The 18,208-nt window shown below is 71.1% G+C and carries 15 protein-coding genes and 1 riboswitch; of the genes, 1 reads left to right on the top strand and 14 read right to left on the bottom strand.

Annotation, left to right across the window (positions count from 1 at the left end):
* Window positions 1-71: 71 nt before the first annotated feature.
* The 13 genes from ACT1U9_RS18720 to ACT1U9_RS18660 form a co-directional block, all read right to left on the bottom strand.
* Window positions 72-1,373 carry a class I SAM-dependent methyltransferase gene (locus tag ACT1U9_RS18720; protein ID WP_444533867.1) on the bottom strand — a complete coding sequence of 434 codons (1,302 nt, stop codon included), beginning with the start codon at window positions 1,371-1,373 and terminating at the stop codon, window positions 72-74.
* A 242-nt stretch (window positions 1,374-1,615) separates the two neighbouring features.
* The gene (locus ACT1U9_RS18715) at window positions 1,616-2,995 is read right to left on the bottom strand and encodes an NAD(P)/FAD-dependent oxidoreductase (protein WP_188277347.1); all 1,380 of its coding nucleotides are present in this window, start codon (window positions 2,993-2,995) and stop codon (window positions 1,616-1,618) included.
* An 836-nt stretch (window positions 2,996-3,831) separates the two neighbouring features.
* A complete protein-coding gene (locus ACT1U9_RS18710) occupies window positions 3,832-4,752 on the bottom strand; it encodes a Ppx/GppA phosphatase family protein (RefSeq protein ID WP_444533866.1) in 921 nt (306 codons plus the stop codon).
* Complete coding sequence (locus ACT1U9_RS18705) at window positions 4,749-5,285, bottom strand: DUF501 domain-containing protein (RefSeq protein WP_444533865.1); 537 nt, start codon at window positions 5,283-5,285, stop codon at window positions 4,749-4,751. The genes ACT1U9_RS18710 and ACT1U9_RS18705 overlap by 4 nt, the downstream gene beginning before the upstream one ends.
* A gap of 53 nt (window positions 5,286-5,338) precedes the next feature.
* Window positions 5,339-5,815: an FtsB family cell division protein gene (locus ACT1U9_RS18700; protein WP_444533864.1), complete on the bottom strand. Its 477-nt coding sequence runs from the start codon at window positions 5,813-5,815 to the stop codon at window positions 5,339-5,341.
* Window positions 5,816-5,934: 119 nt separating this feature from the next.
* Window positions 5,935-7,221: a phosphopyruvate hydratase gene (gene eno / locus ACT1U9_RS18695; protein ID WP_444533863.1), complete on the bottom strand. Its 1,287-nt coding sequence runs from the start codon at window positions 7,219-7,221 to the stop codon at window positions 5,935-5,937.
* A 390-nt stretch (window positions 7,222-7,611) separates the two neighbouring features.
* Window positions 7,612-8,307 (bottom strand): transglycosylase family protein, encoded by a 696-nt coding sequence (locus ACT1U9_RS18690; protein WP_444533862.1) that lies wholly within the window; start codon window positions 8,305-8,307, stop codon window positions 7,612-7,614.
* 3 nt (window positions 8,308-8,310) lie between these two features.
* Window positions 8,311-8,508: riboswitch (cyclic di-AMP (ydaO/yuaA leader) on the bottom strand.
* A gap of 260 nt (window positions 8,509-8,768) precedes the next feature.
* The gene (locus ACT1U9_RS18685; RefSeq protein ID WP_444533861.1) at window positions 8,769-9,731 is read right to left on the bottom strand and encodes a transglycosylase family protein; all 963 of its coding nucleotides are present in this window, start codon (window positions 9,729-9,731) and stop codon (window positions 8,769-8,771) included.
* Window positions 9,732-9,885: 154 nt separating this feature from the next.
* Window positions 9,886-11,109, bottom strand: a complete 1,224-nt coding sequence (locus tag ACT1U9_RS18680; protein WP_444539171.1) for a cytochrome P450 family protein — start codon at window positions 11,107-11,109, stop codon at window positions 9,886-9,888.
* Between the two features lie 155 nt (window positions 11,110-11,264).
* Complete coding sequence (locus ACT1U9_RS18675; RefSeq protein WP_444533860.1) at window positions 11,265-12,224, bottom strand: nucleoside triphosphate pyrophosphohydrolase; 960 nt, start codon at window positions 12,222-12,224, stop codon at window positions 11,265-11,267.
* 37 nt (window positions 12,225-12,261) lie between these two features.
* Window positions 12,262-12,930 (bottom strand): SurA N-terminal domain-containing protein, encoded by a 669-nt coding sequence (locus ACT1U9_RS18670; RefSeq protein WP_444533859.1) that lies wholly within the window; start codon window positions 12,928-12,930, stop codon window positions 12,262-12,264.
* Window positions 12,931-13,179: 249 nt separating this feature from the next.
* The gene (locus tag ACT1U9_RS18665; RefSeq protein WP_444533858.1) at window positions 13,180-13,614 is read right to left on the bottom strand and encodes a GtrA family protein; all 435 of its coding nucleotides are present in this window, start codon (window positions 13,612-13,614) and stop codon (window positions 13,180-13,182) included.
* The gene (locus ACT1U9_RS18660) at window positions 13,611-14,597 is read right to left on the bottom strand and encodes a glycosyltransferase family 2 protein (protein WP_444533857.1); all 987 of its coding nucleotides are present in this window, start codon (window positions 14,595-14,597) and stop codon (window positions 13,611-13,613) included. Before ACT1U9_RS18660 ends, ACT1U9_RS18665 begins: the two co-directional genes overlap by 4 nt.
* 188 nt (window positions 14,598-14,785) lie before the next feature.
* Here ACT1U9_RS18660 and ACT1U9_RS18655 point away from each other — a divergent pair, with 188 nt between their 5' ends.
* A complete protein-coding gene (locus ACT1U9_RS18655) occupies window positions 14,786-17,236 on the top strand; it encodes a YfhO family protein (RefSeq protein WP_444533856.1) in 2,451 nt (816 codons plus the stop codon).
* A 64-nt stretch (window positions 17,237-17,300) separates the two neighbouring features.
* Here ACT1U9_RS18655 and ACT1U9_RS18650 read toward each other — a convergent pair whose 3' ends face one another.
* Entirely contained in the window at window positions 17,301-18,164 is an 864-nt protein-coding gene (locus tag ACT1U9_RS18650) for a glycoside hydrolase domain-containing protein (RefSeq protein WP_444533855.1), read from the bottom strand.
* Between the last annotated feature and the right edge of the window lie 44 nt (window positions 18,165-18,208).

Genomic DNA, 18,208 nt, shown 5'->3' with positions numbered 1-18,208 from the left:
CGGATGGGGGAAGGGCCCGGGACGGCGTTCGTCGTCCCGGGCCCTTCGTCCTTCCCACGTCACGTACGGAGTTACGACGCAGGGCTCCCCCAACTGCGCGCCCGCAGCGGCATTCCCGAGGCGCCGCCCGCCGGGGGCTTCACGGCCAGGATCTGGTTGACGCCGATCCGGTTGCGCTCGAAGGACAGCGCGGACGCGGCCATGTAGAGCCGCCAGACGCGCGCCCGGCCGGGGCTGGTCAGCCCCGTCGCCCGCTCCCAGCCCGCCTCCAGATTGCCTACCCACTGGCGCAGGGTGAGGGCGTAGTGATCGCGGATGGCCTCCACGTCCCGCGCCTCGAACCCGGCCTCCTCCAAGGTCGACAACGTCCGCCCGAGCGGCGCCAGTTCGCCGTCGGGGAAGACGTACGCGTCGATGAACTCGTCCACGTGGTACGCCGCTTCGTCGCGCTCGGGGCGGCGGGCGATCTGGTGGTTGAGGAGCCTGCCGCCGTCCGCGAGCAGCGCGTACAGGTCGTCGGCGTACTCGCGATAGCGTTCGGAGCCGACGTGCTCGGCCATCCCGATCGACGAGATCGCGTCGTACGGCCCGTCGTCGACGTCCCGGTAGTCCTGGACGCGGATCTCGATCCGGTCGGTCAGGCCCTCCCCGGCGATGCGCTTGCGGGCGTACGCGGCCTGCTCGGCGCTGAGCGTGATGCCGACGACGTGGACGCCGTAGTGGCGGGCGGCGTGGATGGCCATCGAGCCCCAGCCGCAGCCGACGTCGAGCAGCCGCTCGCCCTCCTTGAGGCCGAGCTTGCGGCAGATCAGGTCGAGCTTGTCGCGCTGGGCGTCCTCCAGGGTGCCGCCCTCGCTCCAGTACGCGCAGGAGTAGACCATCGAGGGCCCGAGGACGAGCTCGTAGAACGCGTTGCCCACGTCGTAGTGGTGGCTGATGGCCTGCTTGTCGCGGCGTTTGGTGTGCAGGCGGCCGGTGCGGCGGCGCAGCTCCTCGGCGGGCGGGGCGGGCGGCGGCAGCGGCCCGGCGAGCCTCACCAGCTCCAGGGCGGCGGCCCGCAGCCTCGGGTCGCGTACGGGATGGACGGCGTCCTCGGGGTGGGCGCCCCGGTCCCAGAGCAGTCCGGCGATCAGGTCGAGGGCCAGGTAGAGGTCGCCCTCGATGTCGAGCTCACCGGCCACCCAGGCGCGGGCCAGGCCCAGTTCGCCCGGCCGCCACAGCAGCCGGCGCAGGGCGCGGCGGTGGCGCAGGACGAGGACCGGCGCGCCGGGGGGACCGGACTCGCTGCCGTCCCAGGCGCGGATCCGGACCGGAAGCGGCTCCCCGAGGAGCTTGTCGGCGAGAGCGGTCAGCCGCGAAGCGGCGTCGGCCATGGTCCACACCTCCGTGAAGTCGAACCCACGATTGCCCGGCACCCCGGACAACAGTGCCCCGGCCATCGGTCATCCCGCTACAGCGCCACGGGCGTACAGGACCGGCGTACAGGTGATCGGAAGCGGCCACCGGTGATCGGGCACGCCGAGGGGGTCGCCCATCGGTGGCCGGCACGCCGAAGGGGCCGCCCGCACCACGGATGGCGGACGGCCCCTTCGGGGTATTGCTCATGCGACCGAGGTCAGGAGGCCTTGGCCTTCTCCTCGACCTTCGCGGCCGGGGCCGGAGCGGGCTTGGCGGCCTCGTAGAACTCCTCGCGCGGCGTCTCCATGGCGCCGAGCGAGACGACCTCGCGCTTCAGGAACATCGCGAGGGTCCAGTCGGCGAAGACGCGGATCTTGCGGTTCCAGGTGGGCACGGCCAGACCGTGGTAGCCACGGTGCATGTACCAGGCGAGACGGCCCTTGAGCTTGATCTTCATCTTGCCCATGACGATCATCGCGACGCCCTTGTGCAGGCCGAGACCGGCGACCGCACCCTTGTTGGCGTGGCTGTACTCCTTCTGCGGGAAGCCCCGCATACCGGAGACCACGTTGTCGCCGAGGACCTTGGCCTGGCGCAGCGCGTGCTGGGCGTTCGGCGGGCACCAGGCGTTCTCGTTGCCCGCCTTGCGGCCGACGAGGTCCGGGACCTGGGCGTTGTCGCCCGCGGCCCAGATGTAGTCGGTGCCGGTGACCTGGAGGGTCGGCTGGGCGTCCACGTGGCCGCGGGGGCCGAGCGGCAGGCCGAAGCGGGCCAGGGCCGGGTTCGGCTTGACGCCGGCGGTCCACACGATGGTGTTGGAGTCGACCTCAAGGCCGTTCTTCAGCACGACGTGGCCGTCGACGCAGGAGTCCATGGAGGTCGAGAGATAGATCTCGACGCCGCGGCCCTCAAGGTGCTCCTTGCCCCAGGTGCCGAGCTGCGGCCCGACCTCGGGGAGGATCTTGTCGGCGGCGTCGACCAGGATGAAGCGCATGTCCTCGCGCTTCACGTTGGTGTAGTACTTGGCCGCGTCGCGGGCCATGTCCTCGACCTCGCCGATCGTCTCGGCACCGGCGAAGCCACCGCCGACGAAGACGAAGGTCAGCGCCTTGCGGCGGACTTCCTCGTCGGTCGTGGAGTCGGCCTTGTCCAGCTGCTCCAGGACGTGGTTGCGCAGCCCGATGGCCTCCTCGACGCCCTTCATACCGATGCCCTGCTCGGCGAGGCCGGGTATCGGGAAGGTGCGGGAGACCGCGCCGAGCGCGATCACCAGGTAGTCGAAGGGCAGCTCGTAGGCCTCGCCGACGAGCGGCGCGACCGTGGCGACCTTGCGGTCCTGGTCGATGCTGGTGACACGGCCGGTGAGCACCTCGGCTCCGCGCACGACGCGTCGCAGCGGGACGACGACGTGGCGCGGGGAGATGCTGCCTGCGGCGGCTTCGGGGAGGAAGGGCTGGTACGTCATGTACGACCGCGGGTCGACGACCGTGACGGTCGCCTCGGCGTAGCGCATCTTCTTGAGAATGCGCCGTGCCGCGTACAGGCCTACGTACCCACCGCCTACGACGAGGATTCGGGGACGCTCCGTGGTGCTCATGCCATCGAGTATCCACCCCCCTCACACCCCTCGCTCGTGCGCCCCTTCACAAGGTCTGACGAGCCCTCTGCTACACTTCGCGGCCCACGTGACCGAGGTCATGGCGTCCGGAGGGAACCACGGTGTAGTGGGGGACGTTGTTCACCCCTCCTGAACTGGCCCTCACAGTGTTGTACGGGCTAGACCACGCCCCCGCGACACACGCACGTAACACGCCAACGTTGACGCGTTCCGCGCCCTCCTGAGCCGTAAGGCCCCCATAAGAGACCTCCAGGACCCCGAAATGGCCTCCGCCAGCGGGTTTTCCTTGTGAAGAACTTCACGAACTTTCTCGGCGGGGGTGCCCCGAAGGGCCCTTCCAGGGCCGTCGAGGGGCCCACCTGGGGACTTCCGAAGCCGTACCGCCCGCCCCGGATGCTGCGGGGCGGGCTGTCACATCGCGTACGTACCTCTGCTCCGAGCCGGACGGCCTACTTCGGGAGGAGTCCGAAGACCGTCTTGCCGACAAGGTCGACCTCCGACTTCGGAGGGTCGGGGAGGGCGGCGGTAAATCCTGCCAGGGCCGCTTGTGCGGTTGCCACGGCGGAAGTTGCGACAGGGGCAGGGGCGGGTGCGGCGTGGGCTGCCGGGGTGGCCAGGGCAAGGCTGGCGGCGGCGAGTGCGGCGGATGAAATGATCTTCTTCATAGCCTGCAAACGAGCCTTCTGGGTGAAGGGCACGGGCAGAATGCCGGCCGGGGTGACAAGCACGGCACGGCAGCGCCCCCGGCGGGTGCATCCCGCCGGGGGCGCTTCGTCTCGTCCGCGTCAGCGCAGGTCAGGCCATCAAATGCCTTCTCAGGCGATCGACCAGGCGATTCCGTCGAGGATGTCGTGCTCGCTGACCACGACCTCCTCCGCGCCCGTACGGTCCATGACCGCCAGCAGGACCAGGGCGCCCGCCGCGATGACGTCGATGCGGCCCGGGTGCAGGACCGGGATCCGCTCACGGTCCGCGTGGGTGGAGGCGAGGAGGCCGGTCGTCACCTCCTTCACGCGCGCGTACGGGATGCGGGCGTGGTGGATCGCCGTGGAGTCGTACTCGGGGAGGTCGAGGGCGATCGCGGCCACCGTCGTCACCGAGCCCGCGAGGCCCACCAGGGTGCGGGGTTCGCGCAGCGGGACCGTCTCTTCGGCCAGGTCCAGGGCCGCCTCCACGTCCGCCCTTATCGCCGCGATCTGCTCCGGCGTGGCCGGGTCGCCGGGGTGGTGGCGTTCGGTCATACGGACGCAGCCGACGTCGACCGAGCGGGCCGCGCGGACGTGCCGGGAGCCGACGACGAACTCCGTGGAGCCGCCGCCGATGTCGACCACCAGGTAGTCCCCGTCGCTGTGCAGCTCCTTGGTGGCGCCGGTGAAGGAGAACTCGGCCTCCTGGTCGCCGGTGATCACCTCGGGCTCGACGCCCAGGATGTCCAGGACGCCCGCGACGAAGTCGTCGCGGTTCTCGGCGTCGCGGGACGCGGAGGTGGCCACGAAACGCAGGCGCTCGGCGCCGAGTTCCTTGATGACCGCCGCGTACTCGCGGCACGCCGCGAAGGTGCGCTCCAGGGCCTCGGGGGCGAGGCGGCCGGTGCGGTCGACGCCCTGGCCCAGGCGCACGATCGTCATCCGGCGGTCCAGCTCGGCCAGTTCACCCGTCGCCGGGTCCACGTCCGCGACCAGGAGGCGGATCGAGTTCGTGCCGCAGTCGATCGCGGCGACCCGTGTCGTCGTCACTTGTCGGACTCCCCGGGCACGCAGGGGTTCACGCACGGACCCTTCGCCCACCACTCCGGCAGCATCGCGATCGCCTCGTCGCCCAGCGGGTTCACCCCGGGCCCGGCCACCAGCGAGTGGCCGACCAGGACGTGCAGGCACTTGACCCGGTCCGGCATGCCGCCCGCGCTCGGGAAGCCCTCCAGGACCTCGATGGCGTCGCGGCGGGCGATGTAGTCCTCGTGGGCGGCGGCGTAGGCCGCGGCCAGCTCCGGGTCGGCCGCCAGACGCTCCGTCATGTCCTTCATGACGCCGTTGGCTTCCAGGGTGCCGATCGCCGACGCCGCACGCGGGCAGGTCAGGTAGTACGTCGTCGGGAACGGCGTGCCGTCGGGCAGCCGGGGGGCCGTCTCGACCACGTCCGGGTTGCCGCACGGGCAGCGGTGCGCGATCGCGCGCAGACCGCGCGGCGGGCGGCCCAGCTGCTCCTCGAACGCGGCGATGTCCGCGGCGGTCGGCTCGGTGCTCGGCGTCTGGGGCGGAGGGGTGTGCATCTGGGTTTCTGTCTCTATCTATAGCTGGCTGTCGCTGGAGTGGGTCGGGTGGGTCAGTCGGCCGGGCGGTCGGCCTTGTCCACGCCGTCCCAGAGGTTCGAGTGCCAGGCGCGGCCGGTCGCGGCCTTGCCGTCGCGGCGCTCCTTGCCGGCCGCCGGGTCGGTCACGGTGTAGCCGGTCTCGCCCGGAAACTGCATGTGCAGATGCTCGCGGGCGAGCCGCTTGATGTACGCGTCGTCCTGGAGCCGCGCCTTCTCGTCGCGCAGCCGCTCGACCTGCGCGGCCGCCTCGCGCTCCTTGCGGCGCTGCTCGGTGATGTCGCCGCGCTGCGACACGTACTGCCGCATCGGGTACGCGAGCGCCACCACCAGCGAGCACATCACCAGGGCGAGCAGCGCGGCCCGGCCGGTGAGCCGGGAGCGGCGGGCCTGGCGCTTGGTCTGGGAGCGGTAGACCCGGGCGGCCGTCTGCTCGCCCAGCACCTTGAGCCGGGCCGCCGTGGAGAACCGGTCCCGGTTGCCCTTGGCCATTCGCCCCGCTCCCCTCACGTACGTACAACGTCCCCGGACACGGTACGGGACCGCGGCCGGGGACGTACGTACGACAGGGCGGTAGGCCCATGTCAGGACTGGTCAGCCCGTCAGACGGGTCAGCCCTTGAAGCGCGGGAACGCGCTGCGGCCCGCGTACACCGCCGCGTCGTCGAGGATCTCCTCGATGCGCAGCAGCTGGTTGTACTTGGCGACGCGGTCCGAGCGGGCCGGGGCGCCGGTCTTGATCTGGCCGCAGTTCACCGCGACCGCGAGGTCGGCGATGGTGACGTCCTCGGTCTCGCCGGAGCGGTGCGACATCATGCACTTGAAGCCGTTGCGCTGGGCGAGCTCGACGGCGTCCAGGGTCTCGGTCAGCGAGCCGATCTGGTTGACCTTGACGAGCAGGGCGTTCGCGGAGCCCTCCTCGATGCCGCGGGCCAGACGCTCCGGGTTGGTGACGAACAGGTCGTCGCCGACGATCTGGACCTTGGAGCCCAGGCGCGAGGTGATGGTGTTCCAGCCGGCCCAGTCGTCCTCGTACAGCGGGTCCTCGATGGAGACCAGCGGGTACGCGGAGACGAGCTCCTCGTAGTACTCGGTCATCTCGGCGGCCGAGCGGGACTTGCCCTCGAACTCGTACTTGCCGTCCTTGTAGAACTCGGACGCGGCGACGTCGAGCGCCAGCGCGATGTCCTTGCCCGGGGTGTAGCCGGCCTCCTTGACGGCCTCAAGGATGAGGTCCAGGGCAGCGCGGTTGGACTCCAGGTTCGGGGCGAAGCCGCCCTCGTCACCGAGGCCGGTCGACAGACCCTTGTTCTTCAGGACCTTCTTGAGGGTGTGGTAGACCTCGGCACCCCAGCGAAGGGCCTCGGAGAAGGACTCCGCGCCGATCGGGGCGATCATGAACTCCTGGATGTCCACGTTGGAGTCGGCGTGCGACCCACCGTTGAGGATGTTCATCATCGGCACCGGGAGCAGGTGCGCGTTGGGGCCGCCCAGGTAGCGGAAGAGCGGCAGGTCGCTGGCCTCGGAGGCGGCGTGCGCGACGGCGAGGGAGACGCCGAGGATGGCGTTGGCGCCCAGCGAGCCCTTGTTGTCCGTGGCGTCCAGGTCGAACATCGCCTGGTCGATCAGGCGCTGCTCGGTGGCGTCGTAGCCGACGAGCTCCGGGCCGATCTGCTCGATCACGGCGAGGACGGCCTTCTCGACGCCCTTGCCCTGGTAACGGTTGGGGTCACCGTCACGCAGTTCGATGGCCTCGAAGGCACCGGTGGAGGCACCCGAGGGGACGGCGGCACGGCCGGTGCTGCCGTCGTCGAGGCCGACCTCGACCTCGACCGTGGGGTTGCCTCGGGAGTCCAGGATTTCCCGGGCTACGACGACGTCGATGGACGGCACGAGCATCTCCTTCTGGGATGTGACGCGAATACGCCGGGCCGCGTGGTCCGGCACCCCTGAGCCTAACCGTCTCCAGGGCATCGGCCAGTCCACCGACCGGCCCGTGGGACGAAACGGGGGGCAAAATGTTCCTGAACGAAACAAAGCCCCGCCGCGACGCGTACGGGGGATGACGCGTCGGGGCGGGAGTCTGTGTGGGGTCCGCCCACGGCCCGGGTTCAGCTTTCAGCTGAGCGGGCCGCTGCGCGGTCCGTGCGGGTCCGTTGTGGCTTGTCGCGCGGTTCCCCGCGCCCCTCAAATGGGCCCTTCGGGCCCTCCTAGGGGCGCGGGGCTGTATCGATTTGCGGCTCCGCCGCGTGGGCACGAGCAACCCAGCACGGTCCGCAGCCGAACCGCTCAGCTCAGGTGGAGCTGCTGACCGGGGAAGATCAGGTTCGCGTCCTTCACGACGTCCTTGTTCAGCTCGAACAGCTTCTGCCAGCCGCCCTTGACGCCGTGCGCGTCCGCGATGGAGCCGAGGGTGTCGCCGGACACGACCTTGTACTCGCCGTCGCCCGTCTTGACCGGCGCCGGGCGGGACTCGCCACGGGACGCGGGGGCCGACTCGCGCTGCGGGGCCGGTGCGGCCTTCGGCGCGGCCTTCTTCGGGGCGGCCTTCGGAGCCGCCTGCTTCGAAGAAGAGGACGAGCCCGACGTGTCGACGTTCGGGGACGCGCCACCGGACGTCAGGTTGCCCGCGCCCGCGCAGCCCCAGGCGCCCGGACCCTGCATCGCGAGCAGCTTCTCGGCGGTGGCTATCTGCTGGCCCTTGGTGGCCAGGTCGGCGCGCGAGGCGTACTGGGTGCCGCCGGCGGCCGCCCAGGAGGACTGCGAGAACTGCAGGCCGCCGTAGTAGCCGTTGCCGGTGTTGATGGACCAGTTGCCGCCGGACTCGCACTGGGCGACCGCGTCCCAGGTGGCGACGGAGGCGGCGGAGGCCGAGCCGGTCGCCATCAGCGGGGCGGCGACGGCCGCGCCGGTGACACCGGCGAGCGTGGCGATACGGGTGGCCTTGCTGGGGCGACGGTGCTTGCCCTTGCCGGAAAGCAGCATGGAGTGTCTCCTCACCGACGCCTGCGAGGTGAGCTGTCGGGTTCGGGCGAGTGAGTGGCCCGGTCGCGCCTTTCGGCACGTCTTCACCCCAAGCCGGTCCATGGCCGTCTCGTACGTCGCGCCGTATGGCGTGCGTCCTTCAACGGCCGGGCCCGGCACTTACCTTGGGTCCCCCGCTCCTGCCTACGGCGCGTCAAGCGTCGACTGTTCCCCCGCGACCGACGGCAGGATTCGGCGTTTCCGGTCGGAGGGGCTCGTGGTGACGAGCGCTCCGACCGTAAACACACCAACCCCCGATGTTCAAAGGGGCACATCGGGGAGAAATCGCCCGCGGCCACCCTTCCGTATCGCCTGTTTCCGCAGGTGAGGGGCGTCCCGTACGTACCGGACGTACGGGGCACACCAGTTGGCGGAAAGAGACTCATGTCTCACTTGCGCAGAAGTGGACATACGCCCCTGAACTACCCGTGAGTGATGGTCGGGTTGTCCGTCTTTGTCGGGTTCAGGTCAAGGCTCTGGCCGGGCAGGATGAGGTCCGGGTCGGAGCCGATCGTCTTCTGGTTCGCCTTGTAGAGCGCCGACCAGCCGCCCTCGACCTTGTGCGAGCGCGAGATGTCCCACAGGCTGTCGCCGGCGCGGACGGTGTAGTCGCCGGGCGCCGTCGTGGCGTCGCCCGCCGTACGTGAGTCGGCGTCACCTCGCGAGGCGCGGGGCTGCGACTCATGGGTGTCGTCCGTGGTGCCCGGGACGGTGGTCGCGGGCGCGCCGGTCTCGGCCGGGTCGGGAGCGCCGCGGTGCTTGCCGGGCGTCGAGCCGGAGGGCGTGGTGGGCGCCGGGGTCTTCTTGGCGGGCGCGGACGGCGTCGAGCCCGTCTTGCCGTCCTTGTCCGTCGACGGGGTCGTGGACGGCTTCGGCGCGGTGGAGGCGGAGTCGGAGGGCGTGCTCGGCGCCGGAGTCTTCTTCGCGGGCGCGGACGGCGTCGCGTCGTCGTCCGGGGTCGTGGGCGCCGGGGAGGGCGTCGCGCCCGGGTCGACGGCCGGCGTACCGCCGCCGCTGGTGAGCCCGGAGACCTCGGTGCAGCTGGTGAACGCCTTCGGGCCCTTGGCCGCGAGCACCTTCTCGCCGATGGCTATCTGCTGCGCGCGGCTGGCCATGTCGGGCCGCTCGGCGTACGCGGTGCCGCCGTACGTCTCCCAGGTCTCCTGCGAGAGCTGGAGCCCGCCATACAGGCCGTTGCCGAAGTCGGCGCTCCACGAGCCACCGCTCTCGCACTCGGCGACCCGGTCCCAGGTAGTCGCCGAGGCCGCGTTCGCGCCGCTGGCCGCGAAGAGCGGCAGCGCGAGGGCGGAGCCCGTCACCCCTGCCGCGACGACGAGGGCGGGAGCCTGGCGAGGTCGTCGGTGACGTCCGTTCCCGGAGCGCATGCTGTGGCCTTCCGTGTGACTACGTCGGTGACTGCGGAGCCGGTTGGTGAACCGGTTGCCGAGTCGAGGGGTGAACGTAGCCCTACTCGAACGCTTGTCACAAGTCGATGCACCCGCGATAACGCGAAAGTCACAGTTTTGACGGACCGTCAGGTTACCGGCGGTGCGACGGGGGTGTGAACTCGACCGGGAGTGTGCGCAGTCCGCGCATGATGAGTCCGCCGCGCCAGCGCAAATCGGCAGGATCCGCCCCTAGCTGCAGGTCAGGAAGGCGCCGCAGCAACGTCGCGAGCGCCGCCTTCGCCTCAAGCCGGGCCAGCGGCGCACCCAGGCAGTAGTGGATGCCGTGCCCGTATCCGAGGTGCTGGTTGTCGCGGCGGCCGAGGTCGAGCCTGTCCGGATCCTCGAACCGGTCCGGGTCGCGGTCGGCGGAGGCGAGGACGACGAGCACCGGGTCGCCCGCCGCGATGTCCTGGCCGCCGATCCGCAGCGGACTCGTGGCGAACCGCCAGGTGGCGAGCTCCACCGGGCCGTCATAGCGCAGCAGTTCCTCGACGCCGGTGTCCAGCAGGTCCGACTCGCCCGCCGCGAGCGAGGCTTGCAGCCGCTCGCGCTGGTCGGGGTTGCGCAGCAGCGCGTACATCCCGTTGCCGATGAGGTTCACGGTCGTCTCGAAACCGGCGAACAGGAGGATGAAGGCCATCGCGGCGGCCTCGTTCTCGGTGAGGTGCTCGCCGTGGTCGCTCGCCCGGATCAGACCCGAGATGAGGTCGTCGCCGGGATTCTCCCTTTTACGGTGGATGAGTTCCAGCAGATAGCCGCGCATCTTCTTCACCGAGCGGGCGACACCGCCGCGCGGGCCCCCGCCGTGGCGGATCATCATGCCCGCCCAGTCGCGGAAGTCGTCCTGGTCCTCGCGGGGCACGCCGAGCAGGTCGCAGATCGCGTAGATGGGGAGCGGGAACGCGAACTCATGGATGAGGTCGGCCTCCCCCTTCTCCGCGAACCGGCCGATCAGACCATCCGTCAGTTCCTGTACCCGGGGCGCGAATTCGGCGACCGTACGGGGAGTGAACGCCTTCGACACGAGGCGGCGCAGCCGGGTGTGGTCCGGCGGGTCGATGTTCAGCAGATGGGTCATCAGGTCGGCCTTGCGCTCGCCCGGGATGCCCGTCTTGCCCTTGGCGTGCGCGGGCTCATCGTGGTGCGCGGGGTTCTTGGAGAGCCGCTGGTCGGCGAGCGCCTGCTTGGCGTCCGCGTACCGGGTCACCAGCCACGCCTCCACACCGCTGGGCAGCTTGGTGCGATGCACCGGCGAGTGCTCGCGCAGCCAGCCGTACGCGGGGTAGGGGTCGGTGGCGAACTCCCAGGTGAACATTTCCGGAGCGGGGTCCTCGCCGGACGGGCAGGAACGAGGAGCGGCATCCGGGGCCGAGCCATGAGCGGGCGCGACCGGGTCCTGGCCGGACGAGCCGGGGTTCTGGTCGGCCGAGGCCGGATCCTGGCCGGGCGGAGTCGAGGGCTGCACAGCCGTCAGGCCTTTTCCGCCGTGCGGATCGCGTCCCGGTACGCGCGGGCCGCCGCGCGCAGGGCCGCCTCCGGGTCCGTGCCGTCGGCCTCGGCCGCGACCGCGAGGGCGAGCAGGCGGTAGCCGATGCCCTCGCCGGTGGGCAGCGGGACGTCCAGGCCCGCCATGCGCACCCGGGACGCCAGCTTCGCGGCGAGCGCGAGGCCGGGCTGGCCGACGGGGACGCCGTCGGTCACCGACTCGCGCTGCTTCTCCGCCGCCTTCTGCCGCAGCCAGTGCTCCTTGACCTCCTCGGGCGTCTCGGCGCGCTCGTCGCCGAAGACGTGCGGGTGGCGGTGGATCAGCTTCTCGACGATGGTCCCGGCCACGTCGTCGACCGAGAACGGCTCCTCTTCGTCCTCTTCCGCGATACGCGCGTGGAAGACGACCTGGAGCAGCACGTCCCCCAGCTCCTCGCGCAGCTCGTCGCGGTCGCCCTCCTCGACGGCCTCGACCAGTTCGTACGCCTCCTCAAGCGCGTACTTCGCCAGCCCCTTGTGGGTCTGCTGCGCCGACCACGGGCACTCGCGGCGGATGCGGTCCATGACCTGGACCAGGTCGAGCAGCCGGGCGCCCGGCAGGTCGTACGAGCCGGGCAGCAGCTCCAGGTCCGGCATGGAGACCCGGCCCGAACCGGCGAGCCGGGCCAGGCCGTCGGTGAGCCGCCGGTCGCCCTCGCCGGACTGCAGGACCACCACGGTCCGACCCCCGGCGCACTCCTCCACCAGCTCCTGCGCGGCGGGCGCGGCCGTGGTGACCTCGACGCCCGCCTCGCGCAGATACGGCAGCTGAGGGTGCGCGGGGTCGGCGCAGAGCACCCGGTCGGCGGCGCGCAGCGTCTGCCACGCGGGCCAGGACAGCAGCCCGGGCGCCACGCGGTGGCTGGCGGTGAGCAGGACGACGCGGCCGGGTTCTTCGAGAGTCACCTCTCGAACCTACCCCGACCCGTCCGGCCCCGATCCGTCACCCGGTGGCGGCGGCGTCCTGGGCCGGCTGGTCCGGCTTGGTCTTGGTGACCTGGGTCAGCCACGGCGTCTTGTAGTCGGTGAGCTGGATCGCCTTGTTGTCCCAGGTGCCGTACCGCGGGTTGACGTCGATCTTCAGCGCCTTCGACGCGTCCGCGAGCGTCTTGGTGACGGCCGCCTGGCCCTGCGGGGTGCCGAGGTCCGCGCCGGTCGCGGCGGCCAGCTTGGTCAGCTGGACCTGCTCGCGCACCGCGTCGTCGATCTGGTCGGGGGCGACCCCCCGCTGCTGGAGGAGCATGTCGGCGAACGCCTGCGCGCCGCCGGCCTGCTGGGCCATCGCGGCCCGGGCGTCCTGGAGCTCCTTGCGGCTGACACCGACCCCGGCGTCGGCGGCGGCCCGGTCGAGCACCTTGTCGAAGATCAGCCCGTGCAGCTTGGCGCGGCTGAGCTGGCCGGTGTTCTTGATCAGCTGCGCGGCCTGGGGCGAGGCCTGCTGTGCCGTACGGACGTCCTTGACCTGGTCCTGGAGCGCGGAGACGGCGATCCGGTCGCCTCCGACGACGGCCGCGGCGCCCGGGTGGGCCTCGCTGCCGCAGGCGGTGAGAAGTGGGCCCGCGCCGAGGAGCGCGACGGAGAGGGCGAGTGCGGTGCGACGGCGGCGGTGCAAAGGAGCCTCCCGGCGGATCGTGCGACAGTGCAGCGACCTGATGACCTTGCGGTGATCGATGTTAGGGCCTGTCCGGTGGATCTGGCCGCCTTCCGTCCGGAATGCCTTTCGGCGCTGGTGAGCGGGGGCGCGGTGCGTCCAGCTGCAAGGCGGAGGAGGGCGGCATGGCGGAGCCATGGCAACCGACGACAACGCCGCAGATGGGCGTGCCACGCCCCCGCGTCCCAGGCCAGATCCACCGGACAGGCCCTAGGCAGTCTCAGTGGCCCGGGCCACTGATTCGCCCAACGATTCGGCCGCCCCGGGGGTCTCGGGCCGCAGCATGATCGTCCGGGAGAGGACGAAGGTGACCGGAATCGCGGCCGCCGCGGCGATCAGCGGCGCCCAGGTGCTGCTCATGCCAAGCACGCCGACCAGCACGTACATCCCGGTCGTGGTGATCACGAAGTTGGCCGCGTTGGTGAGCGGGAAGAGCAGGAACTTCCGCCAGGTGGGCCGGGTGCGGTAGGTGAAGTACGAGTTGAGGAAGAACGAGCCGACCATGGCGAGCAGGAACGCCGTGACATGGGCCACGACGTACGGCACCCAGGACAGGAAGAGCAGGTAAAGCACGTAGTACGTACCGGTGTTGACCACCCCGACGAGGGCGAAGCGGACTATCTGGGTGGCGGTTCCCGGCTTCATCGGCGGGCGAACTCCCGGTCGGGGTGCTGGCGGTCGGGCTGCTGCGGGACGGCAGGGGTCTGGGCCTGGGTGTTCGTCGCCTGGACCAGGAAGTGCGGACGGCGCTTGACCTCGTAATAGATACGGCCGACATATTCGCCGACCACGCCGAGCATGACCATCTGGACTCCGGCGAGCGCGGTGACCACCACGAGCAGGGTGACATATCCGGGGGTGTCGACGCCGTTCACCATGGCGACACCGACGATCCACGCGGAATACGCCGTGGCGATCCCGAGCAGCAGCATGCCCAGATAGACGGCTGCCCGCAACGGCTTGTTGTTGAACGAGATCACCCCGTCCAGGCCGTAGTTCAGCAGCTTTCCGAACGTCCAGGCGGAACGCCCCTGTTCCCGTACCGCATTCTCGTAACCGAACGTGACGGTGGGGAATCCGACCCAGGCGAAGAGCCCCTTGGAGAAGCGGTTGTACTCCGTGAGTTCGAGTACCGCGTCGACCGTCCTGCGCGAGAGCATGCGGAAGTCTCCCACGCCGTCGACCAGTTCCACATCGACCAGGCGGTTGATCAGCCGGTAGTAAAGGCGCGCGGTGAGCGTGCGGGTGACGCGGTCGCCCTTGCGGGTGCGCTGGGCGATCACCTGGTCGTGGCCCTGGTCGTGCAGCTCCATCATGCGGCCGATCAGCTCCGGCGGGTGCTGGAGGTCGGCGTCCATGATCACCACGGCGTCGCCGGTGGCGTGCCGCAGCCCGGCGAGCATCGCCGCCTCCTTGCCGAAGTTCCGGCTGAACGAGACATAGCGGGCGCGCGGATCGCGGGCGGCGATCTCCTGGAGCAGCGGGAACGTACGGTCAGCGCTGCCGTCGTCGACATAGAGAAGTTCGAATTCCGCGTCCAGCCGGGAGATTTCCTTGGTCACCTGATCATGGAAGCGGCCGATGATCTCCTCTTCGTTGAAGCAGGGCACGACAATCGAGATGAGCACGGTTCTCCCCCGTCGATACGGAGTACGGCTGTGGCAGTCAACGAAGAACAGCGGGGCCAGACGTCGGGGGCGGATTCACCGAATGACGACGACGCGTCGATTAAGTGAACTGAACCTCTGGACCGCTGATTTACGTGCACCGGTCCGGCATATTCGAGGGCAGCGAACAGCAGAGGATCCCGAAGACGATGCCGACTCTCGAAGCCGTCCAGCTTCCCCACGCCGCCCCGGCCGTGCCCGCCGGGCCGGGCCGCCCCCGTGCGCGGGCCGCCGGGCTCGCCGCGCTGATCACCGTGGTCGCGGTCTGCGCCGCCGACGCCGTCGCCCGGACCTTCCCCTTCGGGCGGCACACACGCAGCGTCAACGACCTGGGCAACCAGTTCGTGCCGTTCCACGCCCACCTGTGGGACCTGCTGCACGGCCGCGCCCACGGCGGCGCCCTGGTCAACTGGCAGTCCGGCTACGGGACGTCGTTCCTGCCCGACGTCGGTACGTATCTGGGCAGCCCGTTCGCCCTGCTCGTCGGCCTCTTCCCGCGCGACGAGATCGACCTCGCGGTGTACGTGATCACGGTCCTGAAGATGGCGGCGGCGGCCGTCGCCATGACCGTGCTGCTGCTCGCGCTGCGGCCGGGGGCGGGGCGGCGCTGGGTCGCCGGGGTGCTCGGGGCCTCGTACGCGCTGTGCGGCTGGTCGGTCGTCGAGGCCACGTACAACACGATGTGGCTGGACGGGCTGATCGCGTTCCCGATGCTCTGCCTGGTCGGCGAGTGGGCGAGGACCCGGACGCGGTGGCACTGGCTCATCGGCCCGGTCGTGGTGGCGCTGGCCTGGATCGCGAACTTCTACACCGCGTACATGGCGACCATCGGGGCCGGTCTGGTCCTGCTCCTTCGGCTCTTCCTGGAGGAGACGGAGGTACGCGCGCGGGTGGGGGCGCTGGTGCGCGCGGGCCTTTCGACCGCGCTCGGCATCGGGCTCTCGGCGCCCATCCTGTTCACCGTGTTCCTGGGCACGAAGCACGCGTATCCGGGCTGGAGCAAGGAGTTCGCGCCGGTCCCGTGGAGCGACTTCCTGGCCCGGTGGCTGCCCGCCACCTACAGCTTCTCCAGCCCCGCGCTCTTCCTCGGCACCGGCGCCCTGCTGCTCGCCTGCACCCTCGCCTTCAACTCCAGGGTGGAGAGCCGGGAGCGGTACGCGTGGACGGGGCTCGCGCTGCTCGTCGCGCTCTCCTTCCAGTGGAAGCCGACGCACCTGGCCTGGCACGCCTTCCAGACCCCCAACGGCAGCCCGTACCGCCAGACGTTCGTGCTCAGCGGCATCCTGGTGATCGCCGCCTGGCTGTCGGTCGCCAACGGGCTGCCCGGGCGGCGCGCGCTGCTCGGCGGCGGCGGGGTGCTCGCGGTGATCGCGCTCGGCGCGGCCTTCAGCGATCTGGTCTCGGCCTGGTCGTATCCGATGTTCGCGGGCGGGCTCGCGCTCGCGCTCGGCGGTCTGCTGCTCGCCGCGCGGGCCCGGGGGCGGCGGGGTGTGGTCCTGGTCGCGGTGCTGCTGATGGCCGGGGCCCAGACCGCGCAGGCCGCGGTGACCGTGGCGTACGGCGACCGGGAGCGGCTGCACCGGCTCGACAGCTACCCGGCGTGGGGCACCGCCCACGACCAGCGCGAGGCGGCGGTGAGCAGGGCCGACGGCTGGCCCGCCTACCGCACCGACCCGGGCCGACGGCAGATCACCGGCAACGACCCGCTCCTCATCGGCGGCGAGGGCTCCTCGTACTACAGCAGCCTCACCCCGGACGTCCTGACGAAGACGATGACCGCGCTCGGCGGCGGCTGGACCTCGCGCGGCCGGTCCGTGCAGAGCCTGGACAACCCGGTCACCGATGCGATCTTCGCGGTGGGGGCGCGGGTGCACACGGAGAAGGGGCATGCGCCGACGCTCACCCGCGCCCCGGTGCCGCCGCTGGTGACGGTTCGGGGCGCCAACAGGAGCCCGAAGTACGGGAGTTCACCGTTCCGGAATCAGGAGATGCTGCTCGGGGCGCGGGTGTACTCGCTGCCGCGTACGGTCGCGCAGGGGTGTGCGGCCGGGCAGGAGGTGTTCCTGTGGGCGCCCGAGTACACCGGCTGGGCACGGCTCGGCACCGGCAAGTGGGTCGAGTTCCGGGGCGGCGCCCCCAAGCGCCGCGCGGCCCTCGCCCCGCTGGGTGTCTCCACGGGTGCGTCGTCCGGGGTGGCCCTGAAGCCCGCGTACAAGAAGGCCAAGATCGGCTGCCTGGACCGGAGCGCGCTGACGGCGGCGGTGGACCACCTCCGTGCGACCGGGGCCACGGAGGTGAAGGTCACGGACAGCGGCGTCCGGGCCACGCTGCCCGCCGGGGCGCGCGGCACGGCGGTGTTCGCGATGCCGCGCGTCGCGGGCTGGCGGTGTGCCGCCGACGGGGGCGCGTCGAAGCCCGCGAAGTCGTATCTCGGCCTGGTGTCGGTCGAGTTGACGGGCAAGGCGTCCCCCTCCACCGTCTCCTGCACCTTCCGCCCGCCGGGCCTGAAGGCCGGGTCGGCGGCGGGGGCGGCGGCGCTGGTGGGACTGATGGGGGTGGGGGCGTTCACGGTCGTACGCAGGCGGCGGTCCACCTCCTGATCGGTACGCGAAAAACGGCGGGTCGGGGACGGATATCCGCCCCTGACCCGCCGCGTCCCGCCCGCTACTTGGCGACGACCGCCACGAGCGAGTCCCACGCGTTGTGGTCGACGGTGAGCGTCACGCCGCCGTACGTCTCCTTCTTCTCCACCGCGTACTGGTGGCCCCGGCGGTGGCCCGCCCACTTCGTGCCGAACGGGTAGTCGGTGGTCGTCGACGCCGTGCCGTCGTACGCCGCGTACCAGATCGCGTCCGGCATGTCGGTGCCAGGCGACTCGGCGGCGACGGCGGTCGCGCTGGAGGAGACGAAGCCGTAGAAGCCTGTGCGGTACGCCTTGGCGTGCAGGGCCTTGTTCCAGGCGCGGGTGTAGGTGAGCACGGTCTGCTTGCAGGAGGTGTTCGTCTTGTCGAAGCCCTCCATGTCCAGATAGACCGCGCCGCCCGGGCGCATGCCGAGCGCGGACGCCTTGGCGGCGGCGTCCGCACCGTCGGCGGCGCCCAGCGAGGCAGCACTGGCGGCGGTCATCTTCTCCGGGTTGCTCCCGGACTTGCACGGCGGCTGGGCGCCCACGTACAGCGGGATCAGCTTCCAGCCCGCCGCCGAGACCGACTTCGTCCAGGAGGCGGTGAGCTGCGGCTGGGCGCAGCCGCGGTTCTTACCGCCGATGTAGACGGCGGCGGCCCCGTACGGCGAGGCCGTCTTCCACGCCTTCATCTGCGCGAGCGTGGGCGCGGTGCAGGTGTCGAAGGCGCGGCCGGTGAAGGCGGCGGGCTTGGCGAGCGCCACCGGCCGGGCGGGGGCGGCGGGCGCGGCGGCTCCGCTCGACGAGGAGGCCTGGGCGGTGAGCGCGCCGGCCCCGAGCAGGAGGACGCCGCCCGCAGCCATGGCGAGGGTGCGGTGCTTCTTGGATATGCGGTGCTTGGGCAACGGATCCCCCGGTTCCTGTCTGCGATACGGCGATGCCCGGGCCG

The sequence above is a fragment of the Streptomyces sp. BR1 genome (assembly GCF_052373795.1).
Lineage (GTDB): Bacteria > Actinomycetota > Actinomycetes > Streptomycetales > Streptomycetaceae > Streptomyces.
The sequence above is the reverse complement of the archived record's forward strand: the minus strand, read 5'-3'. Positions and strand labels throughout refer to the sequence as shown.